Annotated in this window: 18 protein-coding genes; 9 read left to right on the top strand and 9 right to left on the bottom strand. The window is 54.6% G+C overall.

The genetic code is table 11. The annotated features are described in order from the left end of the window. Position 1: 1 nt before the first annotated feature. Genes CFI10_RS10030 through CFI10_RS10005 form a run of 6 tightly spaced genes read left to right on the top strand, consistent with a single transcriptional unit; the run spans position 2 to position 6472 of the window. Complete coding sequence (locus CFI10_RS10030; RefSeq protein WP_206834306.1) at positions 2 to 1312, top strand: TRAP transporter large permease; 1311 nt, start codon at positions 2 to 4, stop codon at positions 1310 to 1312. 21 nt (positions 1313 to 1333) lie between these two features. Continuing rightward, positions 1334 to 2452 carry an alpha-hydroxy-acid oxidizing protein gene (locus CFI10_RS10025; RefSeq protein WP_206834304.1) on the top strand — a complete coding sequence of 373 codons (1119 nt, stop codon included), beginning with the start codon at positions 1334 to 1336 and terminating at the stop codon, positions 2450 to 2452. Positions 2453 to 2463: 11 nt separating this feature from the next. Next, positions 2464 to 3543: an enolase C-terminal domain-like protein gene (locus CFI10_RS10020; RefSeq protein ID WP_206834302.1), complete on the top strand. Its 1080-nt coding sequence runs from the start codon at positions 2464 to 2466 to the stop codon at positions 3541 to 3543. A gap of 26 nt (positions 3544 to 3569) precedes the next feature. Then, positions 3570 to 4601 carry a TRAP transporter substrate-binding protein gene (locus tag CFI10_RS10015; protein WP_091828109.1) on the top strand — a complete coding sequence of 344 codons (1032 nt, stop codon included), beginning with the start codon at positions 3570 to 3572 and terminating at the stop codon, positions 4599 to 4601. A gap of 3 nt (positions 4602 to 4604) precedes the next feature. Then, positions 4605 to 5120 (top strand): TRAP transporter small permease, encoded by a 516-nt coding sequence (locus CFI10_RS10010; protein WP_206834300.1) that lies wholly within the window; start codon positions 4605 to 4607, stop codon positions 5118 to 5120. Positions 5121 to 5143: 23 nt separating this feature from the next. Then, positions 5144 to 6472 carry a TRAP transporter large permease gene (locus CFI10_RS10005; protein ID WP_206834298.1) on the top strand — a complete coding sequence of 443 codons (1329 nt, stop codon included), beginning with the start codon at positions 5144 to 5146 and terminating at the stop codon, positions 6470 to 6472. Between the two features lie 58 nt (positions 6473 to 6530). Here CFI10_RS10005 and CFI10_RS10000 read toward each other — a convergent pair whose 3' ends face one another. Beyond that, the gene (locus CFI10_RS10000) at positions 6531 to 6713 is read right to left on the bottom strand and encodes a PLDc N-terminal domain-containing protein (protein ID WP_422730689.1); all 183 of its coding nucleotides are present in this window, start codon (positions 6711 to 6713) and stop codon (positions 6531 to 6533) included. A gap of 55 nt (positions 6714 to 6768) precedes the next feature. Further along, positions 6769 to 8190 (bottom strand): aminotransferase-like domain-containing protein, encoded by a 1422-nt coding sequence (locus CFI10_RS09995; protein WP_206834295.1) that lies wholly within the window; start codon positions 8188 to 8190, stop codon positions 6769 to 6771. A 155-nt stretch (positions 8191 to 8345) separates the two neighbouring features. On the opposite strand from CFI10_RS09995, the gene CFI10_RS09990 reads away from it, so the two are divergent. After that, on the top strand, positions 8346 to 8963 hold the full coding sequence (locus tag CFI10_RS09990) for a LysE family translocator (protein ID WP_206834293.1): 618 nt from the start codon (positions 8346 to 8348) through the stop codon (positions 8961 to 8963). Here the strand turns inward: CFI10_RS09990 and CFI10_RS09985 are convergent. From CFI10_RS09985 to CFI10_RS09975, 3 genes are all read right to left on the bottom strand, one after another. After that, entirely contained in the window at positions 8960 to 10510 is a 1551-nt protein-coding gene (locus tag CFI10_RS09985; protein ID WP_206834291.1) for a methyl-accepting chemotaxis protein, read from the bottom strand. The genes CFI10_RS09990 and CFI10_RS09985 overlap by 4 nt on opposite strands. Before the next feature lie 290 nt (positions 10511 to 10800). Next, entirely contained in the window at positions 10801 to 11667 is an 867-nt protein-coding gene (locus CFI10_RS09980) for an ADP-ribosylglycohydrolase family protein (protein WP_206834289.1), read from the bottom strand. A gap of 121 nt (positions 11668 to 11788) precedes the next feature. Continuing rightward, positions 11789 to 13096: an NAD(P)/FAD-dependent oxidoreductase gene (locus CFI10_RS09975; protein WP_206834287.1), complete on the bottom strand. Its 1308-nt coding sequence runs from the start codon at positions 13094 to 13096 to the stop codon at positions 11789 to 11791. Between the two features lie 230 nt (positions 13097 to 13326). On the opposite strand from CFI10_RS09975, the gene ercA reads away from it, so the two are divergent. Then, entirely contained in the window at positions 13327 to 14487 is a 1161-nt protein-coding gene (gene ercA, locus CFI10_RS09970; protein ID WP_206834285.1) for an alcohol dehydrogenase-like regulatory protein ErcA, read from the top strand. Then, the gene (locus CFI10_RS09965; RefSeq protein WP_206834283.1) at positions 14471 to 16207 is read left to right on the top strand and encodes a PAS domain-containing hybrid sensor histidine kinase/response regulator; all 1737 of its coding nucleotides are present in this window, start codon (positions 14471 to 14473) and stop codon (positions 16205 to 16207) included. The genes ercA and CFI10_RS09965 overlap by 17 nt, the downstream gene beginning before the upstream one ends. Positions 16208 to 16210: 3 nt before the next feature. On the opposite strand, the gene CFI10_RS09960 is transcribed toward CFI10_RS09965, so the two are convergent. Genes CFI10_RS09960 through CFI10_RS09945 form a run of 4 tightly spaced genes read right to left on the bottom strand, consistent with a single transcriptional unit; the run spans position 16211 to position 19915 of the window. After that, the gene (locus CFI10_RS09960; protein ID WP_242529948.1) at positions 16211 to 17014 is read right to left on the bottom strand and encodes an ABC transporter permease; all 804 of its coding nucleotides are present in this window, start codon (positions 17012 to 17014) and stop codon (positions 16211 to 16213) included. Beyond that, the gene (locus CFI10_RS09955) at positions 17005 to 17745 is read right to left on the bottom strand and encodes an ABC transporter ATP-binding protein (RefSeq protein WP_206834281.1); all 741 of its coding nucleotides are present in this window, start codon (positions 17743 to 17745) and stop codon (positions 17005 to 17007) included. The genes CFI10_RS09960 and CFI10_RS09955 overlap by 10 nt, the downstream gene beginning before the upstream one ends. A gap of 7 nt (positions 17746 to 17752) precedes the next feature. Beyond that, entirely contained in the window at positions 17753 to 18721 is a 969-nt protein-coding gene (locus tag CFI10_RS09950) for a YVTN family beta-propeller repeat protein (RefSeq protein WP_206834279.1), read from the bottom strand. 21 nt (positions 18722 to 18742) lie between these two features. Then, entirely contained in the window at positions 18743 to 19915 is a 1173-nt protein-coding gene (locus tag CFI10_RS09945) for an ABC transporter substrate-binding protein (protein ID WP_206834277.1), read from the bottom strand. Positions 19916 to 19917: the final 2 nt, after the last annotated feature.

Genomic DNA, 19917 nt, shown 5'->3' with positions numbered 1-19917 from the left:
CATGGAATGGTATATCGCAATAGGATTTCTTTTTTCGACTCTTTTTATATTAATGCTTTCAGGCCTTCCCGTTGTTTTCGCATTTTTCTGTGTGAATTTACTGGGTGCATTTGTTTTTTTGGGAGGGGAATTTGGCCTCATTCAGATGGCGAGAAACTCAGCTGAAGCCATTAATTTATTTTCTCTTGTACCAGTGCCGCTGTTTATTCTAATGGGGGAGCTGCTTTTTCATACAGGGCTGGCACAGCGTACAATTTCTGCAATTGAACGGCTTATTTCGGCGGTACCTGGACGCCTGAGTATTGTCTCGGTGCTGGGAGGCACCGCCTTTGCGACCTTGTCAGGTTCCAGTATTGCCAATACTGCCATGATGGGGAGTTCGCTCTTGCCTGAAATGACGCGCAAGGGATACCACCCAACGATGGCGATGGGGCCGATCTTGGCGGTAGGAGGCATTGCTATATTAATTCCGCCTTCCGCATTGGCAGTAACTTTGGCCAGTTTAGGCGGTATTTCGATCAGTAAGCTTTTAATAGCGGGTGTTGTTCCAGGCATCATGATTGGTGTAGTCACTCTCTTGTACGTCATTGTACGTTGTGCAATGAATCCGTCATTGGCACCCTGTGACCATGACTTGAAGAACCCAAAAGGGAGTAAATGGACGCCTTTCCTGAAGGATGTTGTACCTCTTTTTATCATCTTCTTCGCGGTAGTCGGCTCTCTTGTATTTGGTTTGGCATCTCCAACTGAGTCGGCTGCATTTGGTGTGGTTGCTGCGCTTGTGGCTGCATTTTTATATAAGTCCATTAATATTAATAAAATATTTGTTGCGCTCACTGAAACCGCCAAGTTATCAGCTTCTATTCTTTTTATCCTGGTAGCATCGACGACTTTTTCACAAATACTATCGTTCTCAGGTGCTACAACTGGCCTTCTTGAAGCAGTTTCCAATCTTCAGCTGACAAGCATCCACCTGGTAATTCTTATGCTGTTGACCTTGCTGGTGCTGGGATGTTTTGTTGATCAAATAAGTATGATCATGTTGACACTTCCTTTCTTCATTCCCTTGGTTCATACGACAGGAATTGACCTTGTCTGGTTTGGCGTTTTGGTCTTGATTGCGATGGAAATTAGCCTTCTAACTCCTCCTTTTGGGTTACTGCTACTGGTTATGCAAGGAGTAGCGCCCGGATCAACGAAACTGACACAGGTATATGCTGCAGCACTTCCCTTTGTTGGACTTCAAATTACTGTCCTGATTGTCGTGTTGACCTTTCCGAATATTGTTTCGATTCTACAAGTACCGAATTAAAGATGAATTCAGGTTTTGAAAATGAAAATGATTAGCCACAATGACTATCGTCGGGCAGCAAAGTCTAAATTACCAAAGATGGTTTTTGATTATCTCGAAGGTGGTGCTGATAATGAAGTAGGTCTACAGCATAACCTGAGTGAAATAGAAAAAATAAAATTTGCTCCTAAAAGGCTGCTGGATGTTGGTAGTAGAAACATTAGCCGAACCATTCTGGGTAAAAGCCAGCAAGCGCCTTTTGCTGTGGCCCCAACAGGGTTGAATGGAATGTTCAGTTCAAATGGCGATGTAAAAATTGCCCGAGCAGCTGCCAAGGCTGGTATTCCATTTTCACTGTCTACGGCTTCAAACGCTTCCATCGAAGAGGTGGCAAAAGCCTGTGATGGAGAGCTTTGGTTTCAGCTGTACGTCATTCATCGTGAGCTGGCGAAGCAGTTTGTGGAAAGGGCAAAAAATAGCGGCTACCAGGTTCTGATTCTGACGGTTGATGTCGGTGTCAATGGCTACCGTGAACGAGATCTCCGTAACGGATTTTCACTACCGGCTAAATACACACCCAGAACGATATTGGATGGTGCTTTGCATCCGGCCTGGTCGTTGAACCTGCTCAAGAATGGAATGCCAAAACTGGCTAATTTCGAAACGGCCGAACTGAATGACATTGAGGTTCAGGCAGCCTTAATGAGCAGAAAGATGGATGCAAGTTTTAACTGGGAAGACTTGAGATGGCTTAGGGATCAGTGGCCACATCGGCTTGTCGTTAAAGGGATTAATTCAGTGGAAGATGTTAAACGATGTGCAGAAATGGGCATCGATGGTGTTGTCCTGTCAAACCATGGTGGGAGACAGCTGGATAGTTGTATTGCTCCCATTCAGATCCTGGAGCGTGCTGCATCTTCGGTCGATATTTCAGTGATGATCGATAGTGGCATTAGACGTGGATCAGACATTGTAAAGGCGGTCGCTCTGGGGGCTGAGGCGACGCTGATTGGGCGACCATTGCTTTGGGCCTTGGCGGCCCGTGGAGAAGAGGGCGTTGGCGAGATGATTCAAATGCTCAAGGATGATGTGGATCGCACGCTGGCACATATTGGCTGCGCGGATATTAACCAGTTAGATAAAAGCTTTATTTATAGCTGAGGTATAAAATTATGTCAGATATTTTTATAAAAAAAGTGGACGTGAGGGCTGTTAATGTTCCACTTGAGTATCCGGTATATACTGCTATAGGTGTTGTTGATACATCACCGTTGGTTCTGATTGATATTCATACAGATGCAAATGTTGTTGGAAGGTCATATATATTTGCATACTCGCCTGTAGTGCTCAGTGCGTTAAAGACGCTTACTGAGTCACTGAGTGGACTCATCCTTGAGAGTCGTCTGGAGCCTGTGGCCATCAACCAGATGCTTGAAAACAAATTCAAGCTGCTTGGCTACACGGGTTTAATGCGAATGGCTGGCTCTGGCATTGATATGGCTCTTTGGGATGCCTTTTCAAAGTCTGCCAACTTGCCTCTTTATAAGCTACTTGGTGGCAGTAAAAAAGAAATAAAGAGCTATGACAGCCACAGTATGGATGGAATAGAACTTGCCGCAATGCGTGCTGAGAATGCTGCCTCACAAGGTTTCAAAGGCGTAAAAACCAAGATCGGCTATTCGCATGTAAACGAGGATATCGCCGTTATTCGGCGGATTCGAGAAGCTGCCGGTGAAAATATAAAAATTATGGTTGACTATAATCAGGGGCTTTCTGTTCCCGAAGCGATTAATCGTATAAACGCTTTGGAGTCGGAAGGAGTCTACTGGGTTGAGGAGCCTGTTTCTTATTTTGATGATGAGGCCTGTCGACAGGTTAAGGAAAGGGTCAATATACCTGTTCAGGTTGGTGAGAACTGGCTTGGCACCGAAGATATGATTAAGACTCTGCGTCTAGGGGCGAATGATTTTGCCATGCCAGATATTATGAAAATAGGTGGTGTTACGGGTTGGATCAAGGCCGCTGCTTTGGCTGAGGCTTATGCAAAACCTATGTCCAGTCATTTATTTCAGGAGTTTAGTGCACATCTGCTAACGGTAACAGAAACCGCACACTGGTTGGAAAGGCTGGATATTGCAAAATCGGTTGTGGACTCGTCACTCAAATTCTGTGATGGCAGGGCTGTATTGTCTGATGAGCCAGGTGCAGGTTTTGAATGGAAAGAGTCAGAAATAGAAAAGTTCATTATTTGAATTAAATCAATAATAGAGGTAAAACAATGAAAAAAATAAATAAGATTTACTCTGTGATTGCCACCACTTTTGCTTTGAGTGGTATGGCCTATGGTGAGACAACATTACATGTGGCTAGTTGGCTGCCGCCTTCACATCCGCAAAATGCAGTAGTTATCCCCACTTGGGGTAAATGGATCGAAGAGGCTACGAAAGGTGAAGTCAAAATTAAAATTGAATATAACCTCGGCCACCCTAAAGATTTGTTTACACAGGTTGAAGATGGCGTTGTGGATGCGGCTTGGTCTTCAACAGGGTATGTACCAGGCCGGTTTGAACTGACACAACTGGCAGAGCTGCCATTGTACAGCGCTAACGCCGAGGCGGCTTCGACAGCCTATTGGCGTGTACATGAAAAGTATCTGAGTAAGGCAAGAGAGTTTGATGGCGTAGAAGTTGTAGGCCTCTTTACTCATGCACCGGGGCAGATTCATACAATTGAACCAATTACCTCATTGGCAGACCTGGAAGGGAAAAAGATGCGCCTTGGTGGTGGTGTCATGAATGCACTGGGTGAGCGAATGAAGGTTGTTGGGGTTGGCGCACCCGCACCCAAAGTATATGAGATGATGCAACAGGGTGTTATTGATGGCACGTTTCTGCCTGTATGTGAGCAGCGAACTATACGTTTGAATGAAGTCGCACGTAACCTGACACTCCTCCCTGGAGGTATGTACCAGACCAGCTTTGCATTCTTCATCAACCCTGATTTCCTGGATTCGCTGTCTGAGGAAAATCGTACAGCGCTTCTTTCCGTTTCGGGTGAACGGCTGTCACGCCTGGCAGGGGCTGAATGGGAACGCTGTGGTGATGAAGCGCTGCAGGAGAGTATAGCTAAGGGAGTACAGGTCAATGTGGTCAAAAAGGGTGACCCAATGGCCGAAGAGTTTGTGCGTGTCGCTGAAGGGCTTGATGAGGCTTGGTTAGCATCGGTTAAGGACTCCGGAGTTGATGCTGAGTCAGCGCTATCGGAGTTTCGTGACATCGCGATGAAGCTTGAGTCTGAATACAAGGATTGATGGATGTCATTCAGTGCATGGTTAAAAAAGCACTACGACGAGAAGGGGCCGGCCTTGTGGCTGGCTTTTTTTCTTGAGGTCGTAGCGTCTGTTGTGCTGTTTATTCTGATGGCGTTGACCTGTGTCGACGTGGTTGGTCGTTATGTATTCAACAGCCCGCTGCACGGCGGTACCGAGCTGACCGAGATCGGTTTGGCGGTGATGGTGTTCGCTGCAATGCCGGTAGTGACCTGGCGCGGGGGCCACATTGTGGTCGATCTGCTGGATCGCTTTCTGGGATCGGTGATTGTAAAGGTGCTGGCGCTGTTTGCCGCGTTGGTGATGTCCTCTTCACTGTATTTTCTGGCCTGGCGCATTTTCGAACTGGGTGAGCGTTCGATTGGGCGTGGAGTCGTGACCGAGTTTCTGGGGATGCCCAGCGGTTACGTGGTGATGTACATCGCCGTGATGAGCTGGGCCACCGCGTTCGGCATGATCACCTATGGCGTGTATCGCATCCTGTTCCAGGATAAACACTAACCAGAACCGGTACGGGTAGAATTATGTCAGTTATCTTGATCGGCTTTGCCGTTCTGCTTTTTCTGATCATTGTGGTGCGGATGCCAATCGCATTTGCCATGGGTCTGGTCGGTTTTTTTGGTTTTTCGGCCTTGATGGGGCTGGAGTTTGGCAATCTGGACAGCTTCCGCTGGACTGGCCCGCTGTCGATGGCCTCCAACCGCGTGATCGACACCGTACAGGAATACAGCCTGTCGGTGATTCCGCTGTTCATTCTGATGGGCAACCTGGTAACACGTTCTGGCTTGTCGCATGAGTTGTATCGGGTTTCCCATGCGTTTCTGGGGCATCGCAAGGGTGGTTTGTCGATGGCGACCATCGTGGCCTGCGGTGGTTTCTCCGCCATCTGTGGTTCCAGTCTGGCAACCTCGGCCACCATGTCCAAGGTGGCGATGCCGCCGATGCGCAAGTATGGCTATGCAGACTCGCTGGCGGCAGCCTCCATTGCGGCAGGTGGCACACTGGGTATTTTGATTCCGCCCAGCGTAATTCTGGTGATCTACGGCCTGCTGACGGAGTCCTCCATCCGTGAACTGTTTGCGGCCGGCTTTATTCCCGGCTTCCTGGGTATTCTGCTGTACTTGGCAGCGGTACGCTATGTCGTATGGCGCAACCCCAAAGCCGGCCCTGCCGGTGAAAAGACCCCGTGGTCTGAACGACTGGTCGCGCTGAGAGGCGTCTGGGGTGTTCTGATTCTGTTCACTGTGGTGATGGGCGGCATTTATCTGGGTGTGTTCACCCCGACCGAAGCGGCTGGCATTGGTGCCGGTGGTGCCTTCCTGATCACCCTGTTCCGAGGCCGCCTGACACTGTCGACCCTGTTCGACACTCTGGCGGATACAGCCCGCACCTCGGCGATGCTGTTCGCGGTGGTGATCGGTGCATTGATCTTCTCCGACTTCATCAACCGTGCGGGTCTGCCGGACATGTTGCTGAACTTCGTGACCTCCATGGACGTTGCGCCAATCGTGGTGATCTTTGCCATCATGGGGATCTACATCGTGCTGGGCATGGTGTTCGAGAGCCTGTCGATGATGCTGCTGACGGTGCCGGTGTTCTATCCGGTTGTTGCTTCGCTTGGCTACGACCTGGTGTGGTTCGGCATCGTCGTGGTTGTTGTGACCGAGATCAGTCTTATCACGCCTCCGGTGGGCATGAACGTATTTGTGCTCAGTGCAGTGCTGCGGGATATCAAAACAGGGACTATATTCAAGGGCGTGACACCCTTCTGGATGGCGGATATCGTGCGCCTGATGCTGATTATCTTCATCCCGTCCATTGCGCTTATCCTGCCAGAGGTGCTGTACCGCTAAGGCGGTGCAGTACCTCTTCTGTTGAAGGTTGAGGTCCTGAATGAACGTCAGAACCGTTTCAGCCCCTGGGTCCAAGCAAGAACCACAGAATCAGGCCAAGCACAGGCAGCAGCAGAATCACGACAATCCAGACCACCTTTGCCATGGTGGTGGCAGGGCTCTGGATGGTTTTCACGATGGCCATGACGTTGAGTACCAGAACGATAAGGCCGAACAGGCCGCTCACTTCAACACTCATCATTGTATCCCTCCTTGTCAGAACAGGTTCAGTATAACAGCTGATATCGACTCTGCATTTACAGCAGCGGGGGCATCAGCGGAGGTTCGTCATGAAGCAGTTGTGCAAGCCGTTCCAGTCCTTCCTGCAGCCGCTCACGGCTGGCAGGGGGCGTTACGCAGATGCGCACAGCCTGAGGAGCGGGCTGAGTGCCGACACAAAAAGGTTCTGCGGCAATCAGCGTAACACCTCTGCTATCGGCAAGTTTGACAAAATCGGCCGCACGCCAGGGTTCCGGCAGCTGGAGCCAACCATGAAAACCACAGGGGTGGGAGCTCAGGTTGTACTGCCCCAATACCTCATGCAGCAGTTTCTGGCGTGTCCGTACTTCATCCCAGTGCCAGTGCAGCAGCGGGTCGGCATGTCCCTTTGCCAGCCACTGACAGGTGACGGCTCCCATCAGCCCCGGTGATGACCAGCATTGTGCACGCAATGCTACCCGTAGCTGGGGCATCAAATTGGAAGGAGCACGCAATGCACCGAATCGCAGACCTCCTGACAGCAACTTGGATGCACTGAAGATGTAAAGTGCTCGCTCAGGTGCCAGTTCAAACAACGGCGTTCCTCTCAAGTCAGGGGTAACAAATTGCACACCGTCTTCCAGTAGCAGCATGTCATGGCGTCGTGCGACCTCGACGATGGCCTCACGTCGCTGCTGGCTCATGCTCAGGCCAGTGGGATTGTTGTACTCGGGCATCAGGTAGAGCAGGCGGATGCGCTGCTGCTGGCACAGCCGCTCCAGGGCCTCGGGCCGTATGCCCTCCCGATCCATGGGTACAGGGATGTGTTTCAGCCCAAGCTGACGTGCCGCCGCGATCATGCCTGGGTAGGTGAGGGCAGCAGAGGCCACCGCTTCACCCGGTTTTATCAATGCCTGTAAAGCCAGAAAGTCAGCATGTTGCCCGCCCTCGGTGAGGATGACCTCTTCAGGCAGCAGCATAAGCCCCTGAGCGTTGAGCCATTGGCAGAGTTGCTCACGCTGCAACGGACTGCCTTGTTCAGGCTGATAGGTAAGGGCGGATTCGATAGCTGTGGGCAAGCTGGCAATCTGTTGCAAAATGGTGGCCAGCTGTTGCTGCCGCAGCGGATTGGGAATCGGGATGCTCAGTGACAGATCAATGCTGTCATGGCCGGCGCGCGAAAGATGGTGAAAGTCAGGCGGTTGTTCGGTCGTTCCCTTCACTCGCGTGCCACTGCCCACGCGTGCTTCAACCAAGCCACGGCGCTCGGCTTCACGATAGGCACGCGTGATGGTACCGATGGTGACCTCAAGTGCATCAGCCAGCAGGCGTTGCGGTGGAAGGCGATCACCCGGCTTGAGTTGGCCGCTGGCGATATCGGCCGCCAGCTGATCGACCAGTACCTGGTAACGTGCGCCGGTCCGGCCTGTCAGGTCGGGCAGCCAGTGGCATCGGGCGCGGGCGCGCTCATGCAGGTCCATACGGGCTCCATTTGTCAGGGGTACAATTGATTGTATAGGTGACAAAGTAAACATTGCTCGCATAAATGCAAGGGTCTAACGTGCATTGTATGGATTCAATGAGAATAATTGAATCAAAATCATGTAATTGTACCCATACAATCGAGGCGTTAGTGATGACACAGGAAGCCGTGGAACTGACCGGGCTGCTGGGGCCTGCCATGCTGTTTGCGTTCAGCATGTCAGTGACACCAGGACCCAACAACATGATGCTGACGGCATCGGGTGCGAACTTTGGGTTTCGCCGCACGGTGCCGCACATAATGGGTATCACACTGGGGTGTATGGGGCTGATGGCAGCAGTGGCCATGGGGCTGGGAGCAATGTTTGAGCGTTGGCCGTCGATGCAGCTGGCGCTAAAGGTAGTAGGCAGCGTTTATCTGCTCTGGCTGGCCTGGCGTATCGCGACGGCTCCCGCACCTGAGGTGGATTGCGCTGCGGAGCGCAGGCCGCTGCGACTGTGGCAGGCAGCAGCCTTTCAGTTCGCCAATCCGAAAGCATGGATTATGTCGATCTCGGGGGTGGCTTCATTCACGCTGGCAGGGGATGCCTTCGTGGCGTCAGCTCTGGTACTGATTGCGGTTATGGCGCTGGTGAATATCCCGGCCATTTCCCTCTGGGCCGGGTTTGGTGTTGCACTTGGGCGGCTGTTGAGCACGCCTCGCCATTGGCAGCGGTTCAACGCAGTGATGGGGCTGTTGACCGCTGCCTGTGTGGTGATGATTCTGGTTTAGCGTTTGAAACCGCTGACCAGCTCATGCATGTCAGCGGATACCGACTGCAGTTCACGGGTGGTGCCCGCGGCCTCTTCGGCCTTGAACAGACTTTCGCTTGAAAGTGCCGAAATGCTGGCAACCTGAGCGTTGACCCCTTCAGAGACCTGGGCCTGCTCTTCAACGGCAGCGGCCATCTGCATCGACATGTTGGCGATGGTGCTCATCATTCCGGAGATCTCGTTCAGCATCTGCTCGGCTTCCTGCACCTGCGCAAGGCCGGCATCGGCTTCGTCCTGCCCTTCATGCGCAGCCTTTATGGCATGATCGGCACGAGAGCCGAGCTCATCAACAATCTGATGAATATCGCGAGTAGACGCCTGCGTTCGCATGGCCAACTGGCGGACCTCATCGGCGACCACGGCAAAGCCACGACCGTGCTCGCCGGCGCGAGCCGCTTCGATGGCGGCATTGAGTGCCAGCAGGTTGGTCTGGTCTGCGATCTCTTCAATGATGCGGGCGGCATCGGCAATCTTGCCGGTCTGTTCAACCAGATCCTGGACCGAGGAAGCGATATGGTTAACCGTCTGGCTCAGGTGGGCGATCGACTGACTCGTGGTGCTGGCCAGTTCACGCCCTTTCACTGCTGTGGTATTGGAACGCTCAGCCTGTGATGCGGTTTCCTGCACATGGCCGGAGACCTCGGCGATGGTGGAGGCCATCTGGTGCATGGCGGCGGCCACCTTTTCGGTCTCTTCCTGCTGGCGGCGCATGGCAGCACAGGATTCCTGCGACATCTCCAGCCCGCTGCGGGCCTTGTCGGCTACGCTGAGGGCTGCGTCATCAATGCGGGTGAGTACGGTGTCCAGGTGCGACTGTTCGCTCTTGATAGCCACTTCAAGATCACCGAAGCTGCCAATGCTGTCGGTGTAGGTTGCTGTCGCGACCGGGTGCTTGAAGGCAGATGGCATCATGTTGAGCAATCGATTCAGGCGACGCTGGCGCTGTATCTGTTGATTGGCCAATAGAGCTGCGGCGACCACAGCAAAAAGCGCTCCACCCAGCAGAGGGGAAACCTGATTGCCCAGTACGCCGGCTAAAACCAGCGCCACAACAAAAATGACCCAGTCCCAGGGAATGCTGAATTTGCTGATCGACTTGCCGCGATTGATCAGGCCGTAGATCTTTTCAGCACGAGCAACATCCGCTCTCTCCGGGCAGACGCGTACCGACTCGAAGCCGATAACCTTTCCATGCTCGGTAATGGGCGTGACGTAGGCGTTCACCCAGTAATGATCGCCGTTCTTGCAGCGGTTCTTGACCAATCCCATCCAGGGCTTGCCTGCTCTGATGGTGTCCCAGAGGACCTTGAAGGCGGCTTCGGGCATATCGGGGTGGCGCACCATATTGTGTGGCTGGCCGATCAACTCTTCACGTGAGTAGCCGCTGATATTCACGAACACATCGTTGCAGTGGGTAATGTTGCCATCGAGGTCGGTCGTGGAAATCAATTTTTCATCGCTGCCGAAACGCCGTTCTTTTTGCGTGACAGGAAGATTGTTTCTCATGGCGGTGCAGCTCCCGGTGTTTTACAGGGTCGACCAATCACTCCGGATGGTATCTGTACCTGCCTGCCCTAGTTGCCAGTTGCAACTTTGGCGAGTAGCTGGTCTGCCTCAGATCAATAGGTCGCTTACTTAAAAGTAGTCAACCTGTGACAAAAATCATGGGAATGGTTTGGTGCGGATAAAACAAAGGCGTGGATCATAAACACCTGGGGGTAGGGTTTCAACTGATCAACTGTAATACTGTTGTAATTTGTTGACATTATTCTGAAATTTTCGAATTTTCAGAATAATCAGATGGCCGTCTCTGGCCAGCAGCGGGGTAACCAGTGTTGCGGCAGTTCAGGTGATTCTGCCTGTGCTGTCATGATGGCGGCTGTAATCATCGCGCGGGCACTGGAGTCACCACCGGCCAGGGCATTTTGCTGCAACATCTCAGGCACAGAACGGTAACGGCACAGCAGGTGAGCAACACCGGGCAACCCGTGCTGCAAATCACAGGCGATGCCAAACCGGCGCAGCGCCTGACGTGTGTCGTCGGCCGCTGAATCACGTCCCATTGCCACCAGCTGTTGCAGCGCAGGGGGCAGGCTGTGAAGCTCTCGCTCCAGTGCTTCCTCAGCGGGAATGCCGCCCAGGCAGTCCAGCAGAACACGTGCCAGATACTCGGTTGTCGCCAGTGTTGAGGGTGAGTTGTGTGTTATGGCAGCCAGGGCCTGGGCCTGCTCCAGAAAGGCGTGCTTGTTACTGACAAAGGGCAGTAGGCACACGACCCGGCCAGTGACCGACAGCTCTGTGGATTCAGAGCCGGCGGGCTCAATTCCCTGACTGATATTCTGCAGCGTCATGGCACTGGCCTTGTCGATATAGCCGGTGTAATGCCGCATGAAGCGAGCCCAGCTATTGCGGTAGGCCACAGCGTTGAACTGGTTGTGTTGCTGCAGAAACTGATAAAGGTGCCAGGCCTGATCACCATAATGGGTCAGATCTCCTGCCTGCTTGTTGCCGTGCCAGTGGCTCAAGGGTGCGTGTAGCTGATCCGGATCGACCGGCTCACGGTCCAGCAGGTCGTGGTCGTATATCCAATACAGTGCCAACGAGTAGGCATCTGCAATGAAAACAGCCATCACCAACGGGCGGGTCAAGGAAGGTGTCAGCATGAGCGTTGTGATCCGAATCCGTTAACAACCGTTGTTAAGCGTAGCAGAAATTTCGGTTTGCCCGAGATAAAAAAAGCCGACCAATGGTCGGCAAGGCTCAGTGCTGATGGCTCCCTCTCGCTCAGTGCAGCTTGAGTCTGGGACGGATCACCCGGTTGATGCGATCAACCAGCGTGATCAGAAACGTTTTGATGTAACCGTGTATTGCCAGCTGGTGCAGCCGGTAGAGCGAGACATAGACCAGCCGCGCAAGGCGTCCTTCAACCATAAGGCTGCCCTTGGACAGGTTGCCCATCAGGCTGCCGACGGTGCTGAATCGGCTGAGCGATACCAGCGAGCCATAGTCCTTGTACTCATAGGCCGGCAGGGCCTCTTCACGCAGAATTTTGCGGAAGTGGCGATACAGAAAGCTGGCCATCTGGTGCGCTGCCTGAGCACGGGGCGGCACATTGCCGTTGCCGTCCGTACGTGCACAGGCAGCGCAGTCACCGAGGGCAAAAATGCGCTTGTCCTCGGTGGTACGAAGATCCGGCTGCACCACCAGCTGATTGAGGCGATTGCACTCCAGCCCGTCCAGCGACTGCATGAAGTCCGGTGCGCGGATACCGGCGGCCCAGACTTTCAGCTCCGCCTCGATCACTTCACCGGTATCGGTGACCAGCCCCTTCTCGTTTACAGAAGCAACCTTGGTGTTTTCGCGGACACTGACTCCCAGTTTTTCCAGTTCATGACGGGCTGCCGAAGAGATTCGGGGCGGCAAGGCCGGGAGTATGCTCGGGCCTGCTTCAACCAGAATCACTTCCAGCCGCTGCCTGTCCAGTTTTGACAGACCATAGGCGCTGAGTTCGCGTGCGGTATTGAACAGTTCGGCCGACAGCTCAACACCGGTGGCACCGGCGCCGACAATCGCGATGCGCAGGCGTGCATTCGGCGTGTTGCTGGTCTTGAGCCATGACTCAAGCAGTGTATGGCGAAACTGCTCGGCCTGTTCACGGCTGTCGAGAAAGGTACAGTGGTCGGCCACGCCCTCGACGCCAAAATCGTTGGTTACGCTGCCTACGGCCATCACCAGGTAGTCGTAATACAGCTCGCGGCCGGGCAGAATCATCTGGCCATCCTGCCCGCACACAGGGGCAAGGTGAATGCAACGCTGCTCTCGATCCAGTGACTGCATCTGGCCAATCTGAAATTTGAAACCGGCGCTGCGGCCCTGAGCGTTGTAGCTCAACTCATCGAGGCCGGCATCCAGCGACCCAGTTGCCACTTCATGCAGCAGAGGCTTCCAGATATGCGTTGGCTCACGGTCCACGAGCGTGACCTTGAGGCCCTTGCGGCTGTACTTGCGGGCCAAGCGGGTTGCAAGCTCAAGCCCGCCGGCGCCGCCGCCGACAATCACGACATGTTGATAAAGGGGAGATGACTGTTCCATGGCAACAATTATCCTGCAATTGTGGCAGCATTGATCTGCTGCCTTGGCGAGAATTATTGGCCACTATGGTACTTAATGCGAAAGTTGTAGGGACATGACAGTTTGTGCAATTTTGTGGTTTTTTTGTAGCCGTTTGTACACTACCTGTACCCGCTCAGGTGGGTATAATGGCGCGATTACATAATAATTATCAGACACCGGTTTGACCGGTGCGGCAACAGGTCACGCCCATGAGTGAAATTTCCCGCCTTCGCAAGTTTGTTTCACCCGAGATTATTTTTGGCAGTGGTGCTCGCAAGACCGTTGCCAACTACGCGGTTACCTTTGGCGCACGCAAGGTACTGCTGGTGTCTGACCCCGGCGTTGAACAGGCGGGCTGGGTGGCTGAAATCGAGTCTCTGTTGCTTGAACAGGGTATCGGCTGTGTTCGTTTCACCGAGGTATCCCCCAACCCACGGGTTGAGCAGGTGATGCGCGGTGCCGAAATCTATGCCGAGCAGGGCTGTAACGTGATTGTCGCCGTTGGCGGCGGCAGCCCGATGGACTGCGCCAAAGGGATCGGCATTGTCAGTGCCCATGGCCGCAGCATTCTTGAGTTTGAGGGGATCGACCGCATTCAGAGCCCGATTCCGCCGCTGATCTTCATCCCCACCACCGCCGGTACTTCAGCGGATGTGTCACAGTTCGCGATCATTTCCAATCAACAGGAGCGCTTCAAGTTCTCCATCGTCAGCAAATCCGTGGTGCCGGATGTGGCGCTGATTGACCCTGATACCACCCGCACCATGGATGCCTTCCTGACCGCCTGCACCGGCGTGGATGCACTGGTACATGCCATTGAAGCGTTTGTATCCACCGGCAGTGGTGCGCTGACTGATATGCATGCACTGGATGCCATCCGGCTGATCAACGGTCATCTGGCGCTATTGGTAGAACAGCCTGATGACAGCCACCTGCGTGAACAGGTAATGCTGGGATCAATGAAGGCAGGTCTGGCGTTTTCCAATGCGATACTGGGCGCTGTGCACGCGATGTCACACAGCCTGGGCGGCTATCTGGACCTGCCTCATGGCCTCTGCAACGCCATGTTGCTGGAGCACGTAATCGACTTTAACTATGATGCCGCCACGGACCGCTTCCGTATTGTCGCAGAAACCATGGGGATCGATACGCGTGGTTTGAGCCAGTCTCAGGTCAAGCGTCGCTTGATGCAGCACGTGATCTCACTCAAGCGTGAAGTTGGCCTGTATCAAAAGCTGGCCGAGCAGGGAGTGCATCTGACCGATATTCCCTGGTTAAGCGAGAACGCACTGAAAGACCCCTGTATTCTGACCAACCCGCGCAAGTCCAACCGGCGTGATGTTGAGGCCGTGTATGAAGAAGCCCTCTGACGAGAGTGGTCTTACGTTTGAAGACCTGATTGGTCTTGGTGGCCATTCAGCGCGCAAGAGTTATTACCCCGAACTACTGAATAAGGTTGAAGAGCTGGAAGCGGAGCGCAACCGCTACAAGTGGCTGTTCGAGAATGCCCTGCATGGCATCTTTCAGGCCGAGCTTGATGGCAGTCTGACCCGTTCCAACCGTGCGCTGGCGCGTATCTGTGGCTACTCGGACCCGGTGCAGATGGAACATAAGGTCAATCTGGCAGATGATCTGCTGTTCGACCCGCAAGAGCTTGACCGCATCTGCCAACAGCTGACGCAGACCGGCCAGTTGTTTCTGTATGAAACCCGCCTGCGTCGAACTGATGGCAGCCCAGTAGAGGTTTCGATGAATATCCTGCTGCGACAGGAGTCGGATGGCGCCATTATTGAAGCTTTTGTGGCCGACATTACCGAACGCAAGCGCGTGCAGCAGCGGATGAGAACACTCAACGAAGAGCTGGAACAACGCGTCGGTGAGCGCACCCGTGAGCTGGTCAGTCTCAATGATCGGCTCTGGCATGAGGTCAGTATTCGCCAGCAGGCCGAGCACGAAATGCAGCTGGCCAAAGAGGCTGCAGAGGCGGCCAACCTCAGCAAGGATAAGTACCTGGCCGCTGCCAGCCACGACCTGCTGCAGCCGCTGAATGCCGCCCGTTTACTGGTAGCGGCCTTGCAGGAACGCAGCCTGCCGACGAGCGAATCGGAACTGGTCGACCGGGTGCATCTGGCGCTTGATGGTGCCGAACATCTGCTGACCGATCTGCTGGACATCTCACGACTGGATCAGAATGCGGTACAGCCAGAGTTGCAGAGCTTTCCCGTCGAGCGACTGTTGCAGGGGCTGCAGGCCGAGTTTGAGCCCGTTGCGCAACAAGCCGGGTTAAGCTTCCGCGCACGCCCTTCACGCCACTGGATCAGCAGCGACCTGAGACTGCTGACCCGTATACTGCGCAACCTGCTCAGCAATGCCTTTCGTTACACTGATGAAGGTGGCGTGCTGCTGGGGTTCAGGCGACGGGGGGATCGACTGCTGATTCAGGTATGGGATACCGGTGGCGGGATACCGCAGGACCAGCAACAGGCGATCTTCGATGAATTCTGCCGTTTGAGTCAGCATCGCAGCCGCAAGGCCGGCGTCGGCCTGGGGCTGGCGATTGTGGATCGTATCGCGCGGATGCTGGCGCACCCTGTCAATCTCAACTCAAGACTGGGGGCAGGCTCGTGTTTCGAGCTGTCGGTGCCGCTGGTTTGTGGCAGTAGCGGAATGCTGGGCGTGACTGCCAGTGGGCCTGCAGCGATCCCCTCGGATGTGCTCAATGGTCGCCAGATTCTGGTACTGGATAATGACCATTCCATTCTCGCCAGCATGGAGGCGCTGTTGGGTGGATGGGGCTGTGATGTTGTACTGGCGCCCGACCTTGAAGCTGCAATGGAACGGTTGCAGACCTGCCATGTGGAGCTGATTCTGGCGGATTATCATCTTGAAGAAGGGACTACCGGGCTCGAGCTGCTGTCACTGATGCAGGCGCAGGGGATGCCCTGTGTGCCGGTTGTCATGTTGACGGCCGACCGCAGTGACCCGACCCGCAAGGCGTTTCGTGATGCCGGTGTGCGGGTGCTGAACAAACCGATCAAACCGGGCAAACTGCGGGCACTGATGAGTCACCTGCTGGACACCGACAGTTAAGGATCAGCCCTTACCCTTGGTGTTCGAGGCCATGCGTTCAGGATTGAAGCCCAGCAGTGCCAGAAGCGTGAATACGGCAGTCGTTGCCAGTGTTATCAGCAGGGCTGTCTGGTTCAGTTCCAGATAGAGTGCAAACCGAACCAGCTCGACGGCGTGGGTAAAGGGATTGAAGCTGCAGACCCAGTACAGCCACTCACTGGACTCCCTCATCTTCCACAGCGGATACAGTGCCGATGACATGAAGAACATTGGGAAAATCACGAAATTCATCACCCCGGCAAAGTTTTCCAGCTGACGAATTCGCGAGGACAGAAACAGGCCGATGGCCCCCAGCAGAAAGGCGGTCAGCAGCAGCGCCGGCAGTACGGCGACCAGCCCCCAAAGCGGTGGTTCCACCCCCACCAGCCAGCCAAGTGCGATGAAGGCATAAACCTGTGCCAGCGACAGCAGGGCAATGGACACCAGTTTACAAAACAGGAGCCAGGCGCGTGGCAATGGGCTCATCAGCAGCACCTTCATGCTGCCCATCTCACGGTCATAGACCATCGACAGTGACCCCTGCATGCCGTTGAACAGCAGAATCATGCAACACAGCCCTGGCAGGATGTAGGTTTCGTAGGTGATATAGGTCTGGTAGGGGGGGATGATCGATACCCCGAGCGCTGCCCTGAAACCGGCAGCAAAGACCACCAGCCACAGCAGAGGGCGGATCAAGGCACTGAGAAAACGGGTACGTTGATGAACAAAGCGCAAAAACTCCCGCTTCAGCACGCCCTTAAAACAGATCAGGTAGGCTTTCAATGGCATGCCGTTGGCTCCTCAAGCCCGGTAATCCGCTCGAACGCCTTTGCCAGTGAGGGGCAATGATGTTCGGAGCAGATCGCAGAGGCAATGTTGTCGGCGAGTATCTGTCCCTTATGCAGAATCAGTACCGGATCGTCCTGCTCGATCTCTTCAATCAGATGAGTGGCCCAGAGTACGGTCAGGTTCTTGCCTGCGCACAGCTCGCGCACGTGGCGGTTGATCGCCTGCCGAGAAGCGGTGTCGAGACCGACTGACGCTTCATCCAGCAGCAGTACCGAGGGCTCATGCAACAGGGCACGGGCGATTTCAACCCGGCGCCGATGACCGCCATTGAGGCTGCGAATACTGTCATGCAGGCGATCACTCAGCTGCAGTCGCTCCAGCAGTGGGGCTGCAGCGGTACGCACCTGGCGTGTCGACAGTCCGTGCAGGGCACCATGGTACTCCAGGTTCTGCAATACACTCAGGTCCTGATCCAGCGTACTGTGCTGAAACACAACCCCGATTCGCTGCATGAGAGCCCGAGGCTGTTGCCTCAGCGCCAGCCCATCGATGCGAATTTCACCCTGCTGCAGGGCAAACAATCGAGTCAGCAGGGCATAGAGCGTACTCTTGCCTGCGCCGTTGGGGCCAAGCAGGGCGTTGAAGCGCCCCGGTTCAAGCCTGAAGCTGATATTGTCCAGTGCCAGGCGGTGGCCGTAGCGAAAGCTGATATCCTGTGCCTCGATACTCATCGGCTCATCACTCCAGTGTGACCACACCCCAGGGGTAGCGTCCCACTTTGATTGACTTGATCACTTTCATCTTATCGATATCAATCACCGAGACATCACCACTGACACCATTGGTGGTCAGCAGGTATTTCTGATCAGGTGTGAACTCCATGTGCCAGACCCGGCGCCCGACCAGCACATAGTCCAGCACCTCGTAGCTGGACGTATCCACGACCGCAACATGGTTGGCAGGGCCCAGAGCGACAAAGGCAAAACGGCCATCCGCTGACAGCTTGACGCCGACAGGCTGAATCTTGTCGGGATGGATACCCCGAATCTGGAAGTTCAGCTTCTTGATGATTTCACGGCTTGCCACATCAATGATCGAAACGGTTCCACCGATCTCGGCGGACGCCCACAGCATGCTGCCATCGCGGGTAAATTCAACATGGCGAGGGCGCTGATCCACCAGCGTATTGTCGACCAGTTCATGGGTTTCGGTATCAATCCAGTGCAACATGCTGGTGGTTTCACTGGTATTGACCGCCCAACGCCCATCAGGACTGACGGCCATGCCTTCGGGCTCGACCCCAACCTCAATCTGTGCCAGCACCTCATGCGACTCGGTGTTAACCACGGTTACCAGCGCATCGTCTTCATTGGCGATATACAGGCGACGATCATCCGGGTGCAAGGAGAACTGCTCCGGGTCTTCGCCCGATGGCAAGTTGGCGATAATTTTGCGACTGGCCAGATCCATCACCTGCACGGTATCGGAGTCGCTGGCGCAGATGTAAAGACGGGACTTGTCCTTTGACAGAATAATACCTCGTGGACGTTGCCCCACCGATACCGTGTCGGTCACTTCCAGGGTTTTCAGGTCAATGAATGACAATGTGTCATCCTTTTCATTGGAAACAATCGCTGTTGCCGCGTGTGCCAACGGGGTGGCCAGCATGGCTGAAACCAGTGCTGCCTTGATGAACGGAATACGCATGGCCGTTAAACTCCTTCGTTATTATTGAACCTGACACTTACTTTCGCTGGCGTCATAGCCAAGGGTGTCCAGGTCTGTGACCGGGTGCAGAAACCCTTCCTGCGGTGATTGTGAAACCAGCGCGCGTGGGTGGACCAGCGGAATGGGCTGCCGCAGCTGGCCGCTCCAGGGGCGGTAGGACAACTTGCGCCCCTTGAATGCACCGAGCTGAAATTCGGGTGACAGAATAAAGGCCTTTAGTGTGGCGGGATCGGTACTGCTGGTCTGGGTAACCGCTTCGGCAAAGGTGCGTACGCCGGCCCAGCTGGCATAGTCATGGCTGTTCATCCAGCGACCGGCCTGTTTTTCAAAGCGGCTGTGCAACTGGGCGGCACCCCAGGCCTCAACCACCTTGTGCCAGGCGACCGGGCTCATGCCCTGAGTGCCTGCGACCGGCCTTGGGTACCAGGTGTTGTAGGGGACATATTCACCGAAATCACCGCGTTCATCGGCCACCAGAACAACGTCATATTCACGGGTCTGAGTGAAAGGCGGAAGTTCCTTCTGGGCGGTCCGGCGCAGATCAGTGTCGTAGTCCCAGCTCTTGCGCTCAATGACTTTTGCACCGAAGCGATCGGCGCTGCGCTGCAATGAGTCGGCATAGGCCTTGTCTTCAGGCTGGTTGCCTTCCAGTAGCAGCCATCGACTCCAGCGCCTTGATGCCAGCCACTGTCCCAGTGCGTCGGTCAGCATGGCGCGTGATGGAAGAGTGTGCAGCATGCCGGGTATGCAGGCGTTGCTGCGCAGCTCATTGTCTGAGCTGCCAGCATTGATCAGGACGGCATCATCGGGCAACTGTGTTGCAATCTGGCGCAGCTGATCCGCATTAAGGTTGAGTATAAACAGCCTCAGACCCTGATCGTACAGCGTCTGGGCATGGGCTATCAGGCTGGCTGAGTCCGGACTGCTGAGACTATGCAGACTGTACTGATGTTTCAGGAAACGGCCTGTTGAATTGCTGTCACTGATGCCCAGCTCGGCACCGCGCAGGCCGGCATCAGCTGGCTCTGGCAGAATATTGGACAGCACCGGGCCATGGTCGGCCTCAAAGCCTAGGTAGGCGATCTGAATCTCCAATGCGCTCGCACCGGCTGTCTGGCTGAAGGGCAGCAGGGCCATGCAGGCGGTTAACGTCAGACGGTTCAGTGATTTCATGA

The organism is Marinobacterium iners, from assembly GCF_017310015.1.
GTDB classification, from domain to species: Bacteria; Pseudomonadota; Gammaproteobacteria; order Pseudomonadales; family Balneatricaceae; genus Marinobacterium; species Marinobacterium iners.
The sequence above is the reverse complement of the archived record's forward strand: the minus strand, read 5'-3'. Positions and strand labels throughout refer to the sequence as shown.